Annotated in this window: 14 protein-coding genes; 13 read left to right on the top strand and 1 reads right to left on the bottom strand. The window is 39.0% G+C overall.

Annotated elements, in window-relative coordinates; translation table 11 throughout:
• The first annotated feature begins 63 nt into the window (after positions 1–63).
• Genes ABLB98_RS14620 through ABLB98_RS14610 form a run of 3 tightly spaced genes read left to right on the top strand, consistent with a single transcriptional unit; the run spans position 64 to position 757 of the window.
• Positions 64–270, top strand: a complete 207-nt coding sequence (locus tag ABLB98_RS14620; RefSeq protein ID WP_129264279.1) for a hypothetical protein — start codon at positions 64–66, stop codon at positions 268–270.
• Positions 271–308: 38 nt separating this feature from the next.
• The gene (locus ABLB98_RS14615) at positions 309–536 is read left to right on the top strand and encodes a hypothetical protein (protein ID WP_369028939.1); all 228 of its coding nucleotides are present in this window, start codon (positions 309–311) and stop codon (positions 534–536) included.
• Positions 537–544: 8 nt separating this feature from the next.
• The gene (locus tag ABLB98_RS14610; protein ID WP_044424297.1) at positions 545–757 is read left to right on the top strand and encodes a hypothetical protein; all 213 of its coding nucleotides are present in this window, start codon (positions 545–547) and stop codon (positions 755–757) included.
• Positions 758–1,153: 396 nt separating this feature from the next.
• On the opposite strand, the gene ABLB98_RS14605 is transcribed toward ABLB98_RS14610, so the two are convergent.
• Positions 1,154–2,286, bottom strand: a protein-coding gene (locus ABLB98_RS14605; RefSeq protein WP_225530522.1) for an IS3-like element ISAba14 family transposase whose coding sequence is annotated in 2 segments (ribosomal slippage) — positions 1,154–2,034 and positions 2,034–2,286 — 1,134 coding nt in all. Because the reading frame shifts where the segments join, the coding sequence is not laid out codon by codon here.
• A 431-nt stretch (positions 2,287–2,717) separates the two neighbouring features.
• Here ABLB98_RS14605 and ABLB98_RS14600 point away from each other — a divergent pair.
• The 10 genes from ABLB98_RS14600 (at position 2,718) to ABLB98_RS14555 (ending at position 14,174) form a co-directional block, all read left to right on the top strand.
• Positions 2,718–2,975, top strand: coding sequence for a hypothetical protein (locus ABLB98_RS14600; RefSeq protein ID WP_129264286.1), 258 nt, complete (start codon positions 2,718–2,720; stop codon positions 2,973–2,975).
• Between the two features lie 572 nt (positions 2,976–3,547).
• Positions 3,548–4,246: a DotI/IcmL family type IV secretion protein gene (locus ABLB98_RS14595; RefSeq protein ID WP_061403623.1), complete on the top strand. Its 699-nt coding sequence runs from the start codon at positions 3,548–3,550 to the stop codon at positions 4,244–4,246.
• A gap of 9 nt (positions 4,247–4,255) precedes the next feature.
• Positions 4,256–5,362 carry a DotH/IcmK family type IV secretion protein gene (locus ABLB98_RS14590; RefSeq protein ID WP_348883329.1) on the top strand — a complete coding sequence of 369 codons (1,107 nt, stop codon included), beginning with the start codon at positions 4,256–4,258 and terminating at the stop codon, positions 5,360–5,362.
• 8 nt (positions 5,363–5,370) lie between these two features.
• Positions 5,371–6,996, top strand: coding sequence for a DotG/IcmE/VirB10 family protein (locus ABLB98_RS14585; protein ID WP_129264288.1), 1,626 nt, complete (start codon positions 5,371–5,373; stop codon positions 6,994–6,996).
• 20 nt (positions 6,997–7,016) lie between these two features.
• Positions 7,017–7,919 (top strand): hypothetical protein, encoded by a 903-nt coding sequence (locus tag ABLB98_RS14580; RefSeq protein ID WP_240016371.1) that lies wholly within the window; start codon positions 7,017–7,019, stop codon positions 7,917–7,919.
• Between the two features lie 18 nt (positions 7,920–7,937).
• Entirely contained in the window at positions 7,938–8,516 is a 579-nt protein-coding gene (locus ABLB98_RS14575) for a type VI secretion protein (protein ID WP_129264292.1), read from the top strand.
• Positions 8,517–8,618: 102 nt separating this feature from the next.
• The gene (locus ABLB98_RS14570; protein ID WP_129264294.1) at positions 8,619–9,023 is read left to right on the top strand and encodes a hypothetical protein; all 405 of its coding nucleotides are present in this window, start codon (positions 8,619–8,621) and stop codon (positions 9,021–9,023) included.
• A 60-nt stretch (positions 9,024–9,083) separates the two neighbouring features.
• On the top strand, positions 9,084–9,845 hold the full coding sequence (locus ABLB98_RS14565; protein WP_348883330.1) for an HNH endonuclease signature motif containing protein: 762 nt from the start codon (positions 9,084–9,086) through the stop codon (positions 9,843–9,845).
• Positions 9,846–9,851: 6 nt separating this feature from the next.
• Positions 9,852–10,895, top strand: coding sequence for a hypothetical protein (locus ABLB98_RS14560; protein ID WP_348883331.1), 1,044 nt, complete (start codon positions 9,852–9,854; stop codon positions 10,893–10,895).
• A 12-nt stretch (positions 10,896–10,907) separates the two neighbouring features.
• On the top strand, positions 10,908–14,174 hold the full coding sequence (locus ABLB98_RS14555; RefSeq protein ID WP_348883332.1) for an ATP-binding protein: 3,267 nt from the start codon (positions 10,908–10,910) through the stop codon (positions 14,172–14,174).
• Positions 14,175–14,185: the final 11 nt, after the last annotated feature.

The following is a 14,185-nucleotide window of genomic DNA, read 5'->3' as shown; positions in this document are numbered from 1 at the left end:
ATGTATTTTTTAAAAATATGATAGATTACTCTTAATCAGTAAATTATCTAGGTAGGAATTCAGGTGAATTTAGAACCCGAACCATTAGTAAGTATTAATGGTGTTCAATTGACAAATGCTCAAACAGTTGCACTCCGTGTGGCAGTCTCTAATTATCTAACTGATTTGCAAGATTCTGATCTTGGTGATGATCCGCACGGTAAGGCAGTGACTAAACTTTATTTGGCTAGGCTGCAAGAAGTAATTGAGCTGATGCACGGCGCAAATTAACTTTCATTAATGAAAGTTTTATGTTCAAGGATCAGCTTATGATTAATAGAAATAATCTTTCTGGTGAAATCTCATTTGGTTGCATCATGTGTGATGAATCAGATGATATTTGTTGCGATTGCCGTAAAGAATCAAGTTCTTATGACATGGGCTATAGAGCAGGGAATAACGGCCTTGAATCAAATGCTATTCATTACGATGGTAATTTGAAAGCGATTTATGAGGAGGGTTACGTGTGTGGTCGTAATGCACGGGCTAAACATTGAGAATCAAAATGAATAATATTCTAGATTTTGCAGCCAAAATCCATAAACAATTTTTTATCGGTGGTTTAGTTGTATTTGTTATTTTAGTGATTCTTATGTCATTAAATATAGATATAAACTATTTATTGATTCTGCTCGGACTCATCTTATCTTTCTTTACGGGGGGATTGGTGATTAATAATCTCTATATAAGAAGATTAAAAAAAATAAGTAGTGAATGATGCACGTATCAATCATTCCGATGATAGATTTTTACCGTCTTCGGAAATTATGAGTGACGCAGCCAGTCACGGCGCATTGAAATCAGTTGATACCGTTAGCTGTTAGTTATACCGATCATGGAATTAATTCAGGTAATGGATTTAAGACCGATAACGGAATAAATGTTTACGCCGTTGGTGTTTCGGCAATTGTCATTTGCTAATAAGGCAAAGTAAATTTTATGAAAACTAATACACATGAACTTTTCAATACAATTAACCATGAACATATTGGCAGAGAATTAAAAGAAATTCTTGTTGCAGAATGTGAGGATGGACGTTGGTTTGTTGAGAATAGAGGTGGTTCCACTTGTTTGAACAACTAAAAGCGTATTTATAAGTGATATTCCGCTCTAGTTAAGCCACCTTGTTTTGTTGGGGTAGCTGATCATAGTAAAACTCATTTGGTGTCATTTTGTCTAGACTCGAATGAGGTCGTTTCAGATTATAAAACTCAAAATATGCACTCAATTGCTTTTTCGCATCTGTGACACTGCTATAAGCTTTGAGATACACCTCTTCATATTTAACGCTCCGCCATAATCGTTCAACCATCACATTATCTACCCATCGACCTTTACCATCCATACTGATTTGAATGCCATTTGATTTCAATACATCAATAAATGCATCACTGGTGAACTGACTGCCTTGGTCTGTATTCAATATTTCAGGTGATCCATATTTTTCAATCGCTTCATTTAAAGCCGAAATACAAAAATCCACCTCCATACTAATCGATACCCTATGCGCAAGTACCTTGCGGCTATGCCAATCAATCACAGCACATAAATAAACAAAGCCTTTTGCCATAGGGATATACGTTATATCAGTAGACCACACTTGATTACTGCGCTGAATAGCCAATCCTTTGAGCAGATATGGATATTTACGGTGAGCTTGATTAGCCTGGCTTAAATTTGGTTTGCAATATAACGCCTGAATACCCATTTTCTTCATTAAAGTACGTGTATGACGTCGTCCTATATGATGCCCTTGACGATTCAACAAATCACGCATCATACGACTGCCTGCAAAAGGATATTGCATATGTAATTCATCAATACATCGCATCAGCTTCAGATCTGATGAGCTAACAGGTTTTGGGCGATAATAATAACAACCACGAGAGACTTTCAGTAACTTAGCTTGTTTAGATACTGAAATCTGAAGTGAGTGATCGATTAACTTTTGTGGTTGAAGCGGCCCAGTTTCTTCAACACACCTTCTAAAAAATCAATTTCTAATGCCTGCTCACCGATTTTTGCATGTAACTTTTTAAGATCAATGGGAGGTTCTGATGGAGCTTTTGATTGATCGAAAGCTTGTGAGGAAGCTGAGATCAATTGATTTTTCCAGTCAATAATTTGGTTTTGATGAACATCAAACTCAGAACTCAATTCAGCAAGTGTTTTTTCTGCTTTGATCGCAGCAAGTGCTACCTTAGCCTTAAAGTCGTTTGAATGATTTCTTCTTGGTCTACGTGCCATAAAATACTCCATATATTGATGTTTATAACATCATTTGAGGAGCAGAGTATCACTTATAGGAGTTGTTCAAATTTCCGGATCCATCTCTAATAATTGGGGTGATGTAGACTTTGAACAAATTGATGGTATTTCAAATCCACACATATCGCCGTATATCAATCCAAAATTTTTCAACAATGAAGATGATGTAATGGCTTATGCGATTAGCATTATTCGTACTGTAATTCCTAATTTTGAGCTTGATCGTGATGAACAATAGATACTATCTGGTTAAACACGGCGCACGGTTCAATACCGATAGTGGAATATATCGGTATTGGTGAGGTAGGTCACTGGCCTAATTCCGTAAGTGGGATGGATACAGTTAGCGGAATATTTACCGTCTACGGAATGAAACGCTTTCTTAAATGAAATTTTAAATGAGCAATCAAATGAATGAATTAACACCCAAAGAAGCAAAAGCAGTTGTGGAAAATGCTCCTGCATTTATTAAAGATGCTATAGATCAAACAGAAACTATGTACTGTCCTAGAACTGGTATGTATGCAATCAGAGGGCAGCACTTCGCAACCATGCAATACGAGCAGGGGGAGGATTCATTTGTCTCCACATTGAATTATCACAGTAGTTTTTATGATGAATATATCTATTTGTCTGCGTTGAAGTATCTTTATGAGCAGGCTGAATGACCTCGACTCAAATTATACGCACGGCGTATTATGTTGCTCTCTCCAGAGCAGTCCAATTCCGTAAGTGGTAATAATCCAGTTAGCGGATTATTACGCCGTGAATAGAATTGCTAATTTTGTCAATTGAATAATTTAAAAAAATCTATTAACTTTAAAAAAAAGATATTGCTAATTTTTAAAAATACTAAGACAATGTACTCACTAGATACTGTCACTTGAAGTGCAGTAATAAACAAGCCTCAGTCTTGATGACGAGATGATAAAGATGAATGAGTTAGAAGAAAAAGACTCGGAAATGTCGCAACCGACATTTGACCGATATAGTACGTGGGGTAATCCCCATAATCCTAATAATGTTGACTTCGCAACATTAGTTTTCTATTCGTCAATTCTTGATGTTCTATTGAATGTTTTTCTCGTAGTCATTGTGCTTTTAGTGCTTGTCATTGTTGGACTTGTGATTTTTATCTTCATCAATCCTGATTTCGTAAGATTCATTTTTGATGATGGTTCATCAGTTCCCTGCATATACAACCCACTGACAAAAACATTTACCCAATAGGGCTTTGATTATGACTGATCCAAATCAACCAAAACATTCAAGTCCTAAAGCTCCAAAAACCATAGACAGCCGTCTTGCTGAACGTGATGCAACGATCAAGGAAATTTCTGAACGTGTATCTAAGCAAAGGCTCTGGTTGGCTGCGTGCTTTGTTGTAATTCCTGCATTGGTAGTAGCTTTAGTTCTGCTAATTGTAATGCTTTCTAAAATGCCTAAAGCGGAAGCATTCCAGACAATTGACAACAGTGTCATCTGTAAGATCAATCCAAACGATAACCCTGCATTTACCAATACCAATATTGCAGAGTTTGCTAAAGAAGCTGTTCTTAATGCTTACTCCATCGATTATAAAAATGCGGATATTTCAACGACTGACGTATTACGCCGTTACTTCACGGATAAAGGTCGCTCAAGCTTTATCACCACATTAAGACAGTCTGGTTTGATTGATCAAATCAAACAGAACTATCTCGTCTTACAGACATCTGCGTTACAAACACCAGAAGTTACCAATGACAAAGGTATCGACAATTTCGGAAACCGCTTTTGGATCGTTCAAGTTCCTATTCGTATGGACTATTTTAACGGCAAAAACTCACCTGCTGACTCTAGAACGTATGTCGCTGAGATTCGTGTTGAAGTCACTCAACGTGATGTATTCAACCCGAAAGGTATTGGCGTGAGCAGCATTATTCTTAGAACTAAATAGGTGGTGGCAATGATGCAACAACTTAAGTTTAAAACTCTGGCAATTTGTATCGGTCTGATGATCGGATCAACTGCATACGCAGCTGATCCTGTGGCCAATCAACAAAATGCTCAAGGGCAACAACAGGGGCAGAACTTGGCTGCTCCTGCTCAGACTCAGACGCAGCCACCCCAACAGCAAGGTCAACCGCAGCAGCAACAAGCTCGTAATGACTACGTTGGACAAGCTCCACCAACAACCATCGATTTAGGAAGTGCTCAATCGTTTGGTTCGTCTTTCCCACCTCCAATGAATGTGAATCGTTCTAAAGAGGAAATTGTTGCTGAAGCTCTTGGTATGGCGTTGAGTCCACAACAAGTAAAGAACTTGAAAGATCTGTTCTTGCAGCAAGAACGTGATGCGTCTACGCCGTATTCATACACGGCGAGACCAATCGTGCGCTCATTGCCAGTAGATATTAGTCCTGCTACGCAGCCACCTGTAGTAAGACTGTCTAAAGGTATGCTTTCAAGCATTGTATTTAGTGATTTGTCAGGAAATCCGTGGGAAATAGATCATGTATCTTTTAACCATGATCTATTTTCAGATAATCCACCAGATAAGCCTAAACAGGATGAATCGGGTAATTATAAAGGTACAAACATCCTCTCAATTGAACCTCTCACAGCAACGGCGTATGGCAATGTAACGGTGACGTTAAAAGGTTTATCTACACCAGTCATTTTTATTCTTTCAACAGGACAGAATGAAGTTGATATGCGTATTGACGCACGATTATCAGGCCGTAGTCCGACAGCGGTAAATTCGGCACTCAGAGCTAATCTAAACTCGCTTTCGGGTGGAGTGATGGCAAACATTGATAGTCAGACATTAATGTTCTTGGATGGTACACCGCCACCAGAAGCAGAACGTGTACGGACTACAGATCCGTCACTGGAGGCATGGAACTACAACGGTCAGTACATCGTGCGTACCAGAGATACAGTTTTATACCCAAGCTATAAAACAACAGCACGTTCGACATCTGGAATGGGAATCTTCATTTATCCTGATCCGATTAATCAAATTACAGTTAGCCGAAACAATGGCACTGCAACTATATTTTTGAATAACTAAGGTGCTCTATGACTCAAGATAATCAAAACTCTCAGTCAGTACCTAACGATCAAAATATTGATGTAGGACAAACTGAACAAAATAACGGCGTTGATCTAGTTCAGACTGAACAAAATCAGAATACGCACGTTAATTCAGATGGTATCAACGATACTTATAACCCAAATGCCATTCGCCCTAATGATGCAGATGAGCGCATCAATATGAAGTTTGGTGAAAAGTTTATGAAGAACTGGAACGAGAATGGAATTTTTCGTTTCATGGTCATTATCGGTACGTTTATCGCAATTATTTTGCTGATTGGTATTTTTAAACTGTTCTTTGCAGGATCAAAAACACCAGACCAGATTGATGCTTCTAAGACTAAATTCGATGCACCTGAAACAAACGTAGGGCAGGCAGAAGAAGTTACGCCAGAACAGTACCAATATATTCGTCAACAAGAGGCGATTCTGGCTCAGCAAGCGCAACAACGTGGGGAGAGTTTCACTCCTCGTAACTTGGTGATTCGTCAATCCAACGGTCAAGGTCAGGCAGTATTGCCTGCTACCAATAACGCAGCGAATGGCGTTACGTCAGGGCAGGTAAACGGTACGTTATTTAATTCAACTCAAAACCTGTCATATAGCGGTAACACGGCGCAAGGGCAGCAAGTACCTGCCAATGGTCAGGCTGCACAAGGTCAGGTTCAACAGGCGCAATATTCGCAGCAACCGCAATATGTCCAATTAGCTCCTGATTATGCAAGTCCTGCTGCTCAGCAATACGTGCAGAACAATAATGAATTTGCATCTTGGTATGACCAAGAATCACAAAGACAGATTTCTGAGAATGAAAAATCAGAAACAACTCTGTATGGATTTGTTGAAAAGCAGATCAAGCGACTTTCTGGTGAAGATCAGAAAAACGGCGGTAATAAACGCACGGGTTACGCCGTATCAACTTATGCAGTTGAAAACCCTAATTCCGTAGATGGTACGAATACAGGTAATGGACAAATTACAGGTAACGGAAATCAAGGTAACGGATCTAACCTTAATTATGGTGGGGCAAATTCCGCAAACGGTACTAATACAGGTAACGGAAAGAAAATCCTCATTCCCGCAGGTACAAGAGTTACTGCACGATTATTAAATGATGTGAATACCGATGACGGTGATCAAGTGTTTTCCGAAATTATGACGGGGAAACTTAAAGGCCGTAAGGTAATTGGAAATGTCAGAAAAACTCAAGACAACATTCAGTTTACTTTAAGTCGTGTCTTATCTGATGGCGTTAAACCTGAATTTTCTATTGATGCTACTGCACAAACGCTACAAGGCTCTTTCGGTATGGCGACCTATATAGATCGTCACATTCTCAAGAACTCAACGGCCATGATTGCGAGTAGTGCTGCAAAGGGCTATGGCAACGCATACCGTGACTATCTGGGTAATACCACATACACCAATGGTGCTGTGATAGTGAATCAGGAAGAACCAAGTAACAAGCGCATCATGGGTAACGTGGTTGGTCAACTTGGTGAAGATTTCGGATCTAAGATCGACAGTATCTACGGCAATAAGCCGACTACATTTAGAACGCCAGTAGGCACTGTGTTCTACATCTTCATTAATAAAGACATTACAGAATAAAAGCATTTGGAGTTTTTGATATGAGTCAGAATCAAGATTTAGACCACGATATTGATGATTATTCTTATGAATCATCTACACATGCGCCTGAAACTGGTAAATCCAATAAAGAGAAATACATCATTATTGGTGCTGTGGTGGTCGGATTATTACTTGTTGTTTTCTTATTCATGGGTAAGAAAGGTGGTAATAAGCAGGTTGCTCAGGAAGTTCCAGTAGAGACAGCAGCAGCTCCTCAAGTAGCACCGTCAGTGCCGAATGGTGCGCCGATGGCTGATCCAAATATGGCAGCAGCAGGAGGTTTCCAGAATATGCCTGCGCCGTATCAGGAAACTCAAATGATGGAAGTTCCTGTAACTATGCCAAAACAGACTCAACCTGTTTCTGGTGATGTGACAATCAAGACTAGCAATGGACAAGACGTACCTGCATATAGCTACGAGGGTCAACAGTTAATTAGCCAGTTCAATGCAGCGAACAATTTACCTCCAGTGTATGTTCCGAATACTCCTGCACCTGTTAATCCGAACAGCCCACAAGGACAGATGCAACAACAGGCTGCTATGACAAATCAAGAACTGATTCAGGCTCAAACTGAAAACACTCAATTACGTGCACAGTTAAACAGTATGCGTGATGTGGTTCAACGTCAGCATATCACCATTGGTCAACTTCAATTGTTAATCAAAAATACCCGTGCGAATCAAGGTGCGAACGTTGTAACGCTACGTGAAACTAAAAAAGGTGTTGCAGTAGGTAAAGCAATACCTGCCAATCAAGAAGTGATTGCGACTGTGGGTAATCGTGTATGGCTCACTGATGGCCGAAATACAAGTTCTTATGCTGTAGGTGATCGCTTACCAACAGGCTACCGAGTTCTTGATGTAAACGAACAATCTGGTGAAGTTTCGTTCACTAAATAGTGATCAAGGAGTCGGAGCATGGAATTTGTTGAGGTATTACAGAACTCAGGAACGTTAATCGTTGCTACGACAACAGTTGTTCGTTACGCATGTATTTTATTTGGATTCATTATCTTTGTAAGAGCAGTTTTCGACTTCGTTGGTGTAGTAGATCCAGTCAATGCAAGTCGATATTTAACACAAATTCGCCGTCCATCTGCGATGGGTGTTTTTGTAAAGATGATCATTGCAGTGATCATGGCGCAATTGGGTTTAAATCTCCAATTAGTCGATGTGATGGGAAGTTTTATGAGTGATACGACACCTGCTGCGGTCACTTATTACGACTATTCACAAAATGTTGGAAATTCTTATACAGCGGAACTGAATCTTACTGTTTTGGTTCTAATCGGTGTGTGTCAGCTAGTTGGACTACTGGCACTAATGAAAGGTCTATTTATCTGGAGAGACAATAGTGATGGCATTGGTAAATCAAGTAATGCTCAAGGCTTTGTCTATCTCATAGGAGGAATGCTCGCATACAAAATAGAAGAAGTTCATGCTTTAGCAGCAACAATTTTTGGGCTTGATTTTTTCAAAATCATCGGGCTTACCTAACAACTTTTTAATAACTGTCTAAGTTGGTCGATCCACTTAGATAATAAATCTAAATCATTGATTTTTCAAAGAAAAATCTAAAAAGGAAAAGTGAGGCGAAAAATGTCTTTAAATATCAATAGCTTACAGCAAACAACTAGCAACGCTTATTTAAAAGCAGGTGTGTTTTTAACAATGTGTAGCATGGCAGCATCTTCTTTTGCAGATACAACTGCTTTAGAGGGTGGTTCTAAACGTGGTGCAGCTGCGGCAGGTGAATCTGTAGGTGACATTAAAGATCGTGCTACAGGTGGTCTAAATGATGCAATGGCATTTGGCCAGTTAGCAATGATCTTTGTAGGATTCGTTCTGTTTGTCTTGGCAATTCTGGATTTTACCAAAATCGGAAAACCTGGTAGTGATGCGACTGCTCCAAAAGCAATTGGTAAATTGGCTGTAGGTGTGGTCTTGGCAGGTTCAGGCTACTTCTTCTTCTCTGGTGCGAACTCAGCAGCAGGAAACGTCTAATTGACGCAAATGGGATAATAGGCTTCCTATTATCCCATTACCTCAAAAAGGAAATGAAAAATGAATTATTTGCAAATGGACACTATCTCTGATGCAGAAAAATACCTGCACGTAGTTGATTCAAATATTTCTGTTCCCTTTTTTGCTAAGCATGATCATCGTTGCTATTTCTGTGATTTTCAGGATTTAAAGTTTCTAGAAATTCACCATCTTGACGGAAATCACAGTAATAACAATGAATCCAATTTAGTACCTGCCTGTACCCTATGCCATCGTGTACATCATCTGTCGTGGTGTCTCTCCGATAAGGCCGCTTCTTTAGGTATTTGCCACGATCTCGATCAGGTTCAGGTAAATCACATTGTCAGATTTATGATTGTGTTAGCTCACCATCCTGATAAAGCTATCAATGTTTATTTTAAGTCAGGTGGTGTCTTTGCCTCTCTTATTGATAATTTAGCCATGCAGTTTTCACGTCCCAATATTGATCTGGAACAAGTGCGTAATAGCATTTTTACTGAATATCCTGAAGCTGAAAAAGATGTTAAAGAAGCCCTGATTGATGATCGTATTAATGCTGCTTACATTCGCCAGTCGCTAGCTTCAAATGATGGTTTGGAACGTCTTATTAATGCGATCAAGGTGATAAAAGGTAAGGGTGGTCAGATTAAGCAAGGTTCACTTTTTCCTTTCGTTTTACTATTTAATGAGAATATTTTTAATCAGGATCAAATTCAGTATTATTTATCATTAGATGAGTTTAATTCTAATAAATGGACTCAAATTTATGAGCAAAAATTGCTTGCAAATTTGAGTAAGTGAGGTCTTATGTTCGATGAATATTTACAACCTTATTTATATAAATCAGTTAGAAACTTAAATCATTCTACACAGTTTGATTTTTTAAATGGTTTAAATCAATTAAATATATCAGTTAATCCAGAGCTTAATAATATATATCAGAACTTTGGCAGTTTTTATGAGTCGAGACTGAAATTATCGAATCAATATGAGCCATTATTCCTCTCGACATTTTCAAACTATATTATTGACTCCTTAGTAAACACTGATTTGCCTTTACTTGTGCCGTTTGAGACGTTGACAGAAGAACAGAAAAGTCAAATCTATGATGTTAAGCCTGCCATGTTAAAGGTCATAAAATTAACTGATCAACCTCTTAGCTCCAGAGCAATTAAACGTCTTGCTTTACTTGGCATGAATACAAATTTACCTATCATTTGTTCTGACCAAGAAATTTGTATGTTCAACAAGCTTGAGCTGACTTATGAATTAATTCACCAATTTGATTGTTGGACTTTCAAATTCAATATGGTGAATCACACACGTAACTCTCTCTCTATTTTTGACAGAGATCACATGCAGAGATTGAACCTTATTGCCAATGATTTACTTGGTGTGGATTTAGGTATTTTTTCTTTCCTTTTTAATCAAAAGGTAAGAGGGGATTTTGCAAAGCGTCTAGATAATATTGAAGATATAGAAATTGCCGTCCATGCCTCAGAATTGGCTGATGATTCTGGTGATCTTTTTTTTCATGTAGGTTATCAGGAAAATTCTTTTAAATCGCAGTTTTTTAAATTACTGGATCAAGATTTATTAGCTTCAACATTTTATCTAAAGAAGTATATCGATACTAAACAAGATTATAAGGTGCTCGACTTTAAACAGAAATCTAACAATATTATGTCGTTCTTATTGTTGTATTTTGCTTTATATCAAAAGGATGCACTTAATGATATTAATCAACTATTCCAAACTAATTCGGATGTGAACCACCAGACTATTTTAAACAAGATATTTTCTTGCTTTGATAATCGTACTTTTACTTCTCAACCGTTATCAATCTCTTAAAAAGGTTAAATTATGGTAAATGCTAAACAAAAAACAGATACTAGAAGTACTGTTAAAACTAATAAAGCAAAAGCTAAACCGCCTGTTGCTAAACCTTATAAGCCGAGTGCCACGATTTCAGCAGTTGAACTGGTACTGGTCTGGCTCGCTAAGATGTTTAAGGCATCGGCAGAAGATTACTGTGAAATTGAAACGGTGGACGGTCACTACAATTTGGTTCTTCAAAATGGTGCTTTAGTTACCTTGCTGCGTTATGACGGTATTAGATCCACGATTGATTATAACGAAATCTTTCTCGGCCAGATTGATCGATTGAATAGCTACCTGAGAAACCCATTCAAAACCGTTGGCCATAAATTGATGTGGGTATTTAGGCGAGATCTGGATGGTAATGCAGGTATTGATCGTATTATCGAGATCCAAAAGAAAACGGCAAGTACTCTTGGTTTGAACTTGAACTCATTTATTGATGAAAACAAAGCCATTTACGAACCTTATCTATATGATGAACAAAGCTATATTGCCGTTATCACTCATCCTCGATTACTAGATGCAGCTGAAATTAAAAACGACCATAAACGCATTGCTGACTTAGCGAAACGTTATGAAATCGGCACAATGAAAGATGCACAAAATCTGTTGCACGGGTTGCCTGCACTAAAAGCGATCCATGATACTTTTGTTCAGGGTATTATCAACGAGCTTGAACATTCTGACTTTAAAGGTGTGGTAGAAAAACTGGATGTTAGTGGTGCTATCACATCGATTGGTCGCATGATGAACCCTCGTTATTTTGATCCGAACTATAAGCCATTCATTCCTAATTCTGGAATGCCTATCCCTTTGCGTTGGAAATCTCGTCCGAGTCCTAATGACTATTCTGAAGTGCTTTATCCAAAGATTTCAGATCAGCTGATGATCCAGACCATTACCCCACTGGATAGTAAAGATAAGGCAGGTGACATCACTGCGCCAAAAGGATCTGTAGAGGTCGGTGATCTGGTCTATGCACCTATTCCATTGAGCGTACCTCCATCTCCAAGTTTTTCGGGCATGTCATCAATTATGCCAACTTTTGCTGATTTCTTTGACCGTATGAATCAGCAGACGACTGAATTAAGTGATGGATCAGTACGGGCAATTCCGTATGCTGTTTCTTTCATGCTTTCTGGAGATGGTATGGCCAGTATTGGCCTTAAACGTGCTTTGGCTTCAGTTGTTGCATGGCAAGGTGCAGACAATGCCCAATTAAAGTCAGCAGGTGATGCCCTACAGCGTTATGCGGACTTTGGCGGTACAGTGGTCGGTTTACAGGTCTCTGCGATGACTTGGGATGAAAAGACTGAAAAAGGGTTAGAACGATTACAAATTCGCAAATCTAAGCTCTGGCGTGCATTACAAAACTGGGGTCATGCAGCTCCACTTGAGCGTACTGGAGACGTGGTTCAGGCGTATCTTACTCATTTCCCTTTAGGCTTTAATCATCACGCACCTCTAGCAGCTGCTCCCTTACCAGACGCATTACACCTACTTCCATTGGATCGTCCTGCATCACCGTTCAAAAAAGGCACAATGGTTCAAAGAACACCTTGTGGAAAGATGGTGAAGTTAGAGCACTTCTCCGATGAACTTGCCTATAACTATACGATTATCATTGGTTCAATGGGTTCGGGTAAGTCGATGCAGATGAACAATGAGTTGTTTGAATCTGTTCTTGCAGCAGGCCTAGACCGTATCCCTTATATTTTTATCACAGACGTTGGGATGACCTCATCAGGCCTAGTCTTTGGTATTCAAAATGCTTTGGATACTTCTCGAAAAAATCTGTGTGTGTATCGCAGGATCTCACGTACTAAACGGGATGCTATTAATCCGCTAGAAACGGCTGTTGGTTTACAACATCCATTGTCAAATGAATTCGCAGAAATGAAATCCTTTCTGGTGACACTTGTTACCCCATCGGAACTCGATAGACCAGAAGCGGAAGTATCAAACGTAATTTCATTGATCCTGAAAGAAACATTTGATTTCTTTGCCACAGATAATGACCAAGCTCAACCTAAGCTATATCAAATTGGCCAGAGTACTGAACTTGATTTTCTATTGAGAGAACTTCGGATCAACATTGATGTGAGTAAGCAATTAAGATTGCATGATCTGGCTTTACTGTGTCATCAACGTGCAGAATCGATTTTAGAGCGTGATACGGCTAGTCAACAGCGCAAAAACAAGCTATATCGTGCTAGAAACTTGGCTCACCGCTATGCTATGCCTATTCTCGCTGACTGTATTGCAGTGACTAAGTTTGATACAGTTAAACGTATTTATGGCAATTATAAATTAAGCAATGGTGATTACATCTTGGATGCGATTGCCCGTGCCATGTCTCAAGTGGCAATTGATTATCCAAACTTCAATAACTATACCGAATTCGATATTTCTGATGCCCGTATTGCTTCAGTGGATCTACAAGATGTGATTGTGAAAAACAATCCAAAGAATAACTCGTTATTCTTCCAGATCATTCGCATGTTCTATAAAAAACGTATTGCCTATTCAGAAGAAGACTTACAACGTGGTGAGATCCCTGATACCTATCTCGAATACTATTCAAGACTGGTTGCCGAGTTGAAAGTTGACCGTAAATATATGGTATTTGATGAAATGCACAACATTAAGTCAGACCAGACCATGCTTGCTGAATTAGAACGAGATAGCCGTGAAGCCCGTAAATGGGGTATTGCCTATTATTTAAGCTCACAATACATCAGTGACTTTGGATTACTGGTGAAAGCTGCTCGTAGATTTGTTGTTTGTTCATCGGGTTCACCTGAAGAACGAAAAGAAATTGTTCAGGCCTTATCCCTTACGCCTGCTCAAGTCAGTCGTTTGACAACGGCAGTAGGCCTACGTCCAACAGGTATGACTTATTTATCCAAAGTGATCAATAAGCAGGGGAATGAATTTGTTCAGTTCCTCACTTCAATGGTTGGTTCAAAACGCCTGTGGTTATTAACCACAGATCCAGATGACCAAGCTGTACGCAGCATACTTCGTAAACGTTATGACTTGGATACAGTCATCAATATGTTGGCCATGATTCACCCTAGAGGTGTTAAATCAATTATTCAGGTCAAAAAGGAAGAACGTGCTTTAGAACTCGCCAGTAGTTCAATGAGCATTGATCAGCAGCAAGCAGCAGTTGAATCGGTTTATAACGAATTGGCTGATGATATTGTAAATACCTATAACTATATCAATAGTCGTAGTGTGGCTTAAGTTGGTACTCA

The sequence above is a fragment of the Acinetobacter yuyunsongii genome (assembly GCF_041021915.1).
In the GTDB taxonomy this organism is placed as follows: domain Bacteria; phylum Pseudomonadota; class Gammaproteobacteria; order Pseudomonadales; family Moraxellaceae; genus Acinetobacter.
Note: the sequence above shows the minus strand (reverse complement) of the source record. Positions and strands in the feature narration are given on the sequence as shown.

Coding starts and splice junctions, on each gene's coding strand:
- ABLB98_RS14575 (WP_129264292.1), top strand. CDS start 7,938: ATGGAATTTGTTGAGGTATTACAGAACTCAGGAACGTTAATCGTTGCT.
- ABLB98_RS14560 (WP_348883331.1), top strand. CDS start 9,852: ATGTTCGATGAATATTTACAACCTTATTTATATAAATCAGTTAGAAAC.
- ABLB98_RS14615 (WP_369028939.1), top strand. CDS start 309: ATGATTAATAGAAATAATCTTTCTGGTGAAATCTCATTTGGTTGCATC.
- ABLB98_RS14580 (WP_240016371.1), top strand. CDS start 7,017: ATGAGTCAGAATCAAGATTTAGACCACGATATTGATGATTATTCTTAT.
- ABLB98_RS14590 (WP_348883329.1), top strand. CDS start 4,256: ATGATGCAACAACTTAAGTTTAAAACTCTGGCAATTTGTATCGGTCTG.
- ABLB98_RS14585 (WP_129264288.1), top strand. CDS start 5,371: ATGACTCAAGATAATCAAAACTCTCAGTCAGTACCTAACGATCAAAAT.
- ABLB98_RS14595 (WP_061403623.1), top strand. CDS start 3,548: ATGACTGATCCAAATCAACCAAAACATTCAAGTCCTAAAGCTCCAAAA.
- ABLB98_RS14610 (WP_044424297.1), top strand. CDS start 545: ATGAATAATATTCTAGATTTTGCAGCCAAAATCCATAAACAATTTTTT.
- ABLB98_RS14565 (WP_348883330.1), top strand. CDS start 9,084: ATGAATTATTTGCAAATGGACACTATCTCTGATGCAGAAAAATACCTG.
- ABLB98_RS14600 (WP_129264286.1), top strand. CDS start 2,718: ATGAATGAATTAACACCCAAAGAAGCAAAAGCAGTTGTGGAAAATGCT.
- ABLB98_RS14555 (WP_348883332.1), top strand. CDS start 10,908: ATGGTAAATGCTAAACAAAAAACAGATACTAGAAGTACTGTTAAAACT.
- ABLB98_RS14570 (WP_129264294.1), top strand. CDS start 8,619: ATGTCTTTAAATATCAATAGCTTACAGCAAACAACTAGCAACGCTTAT.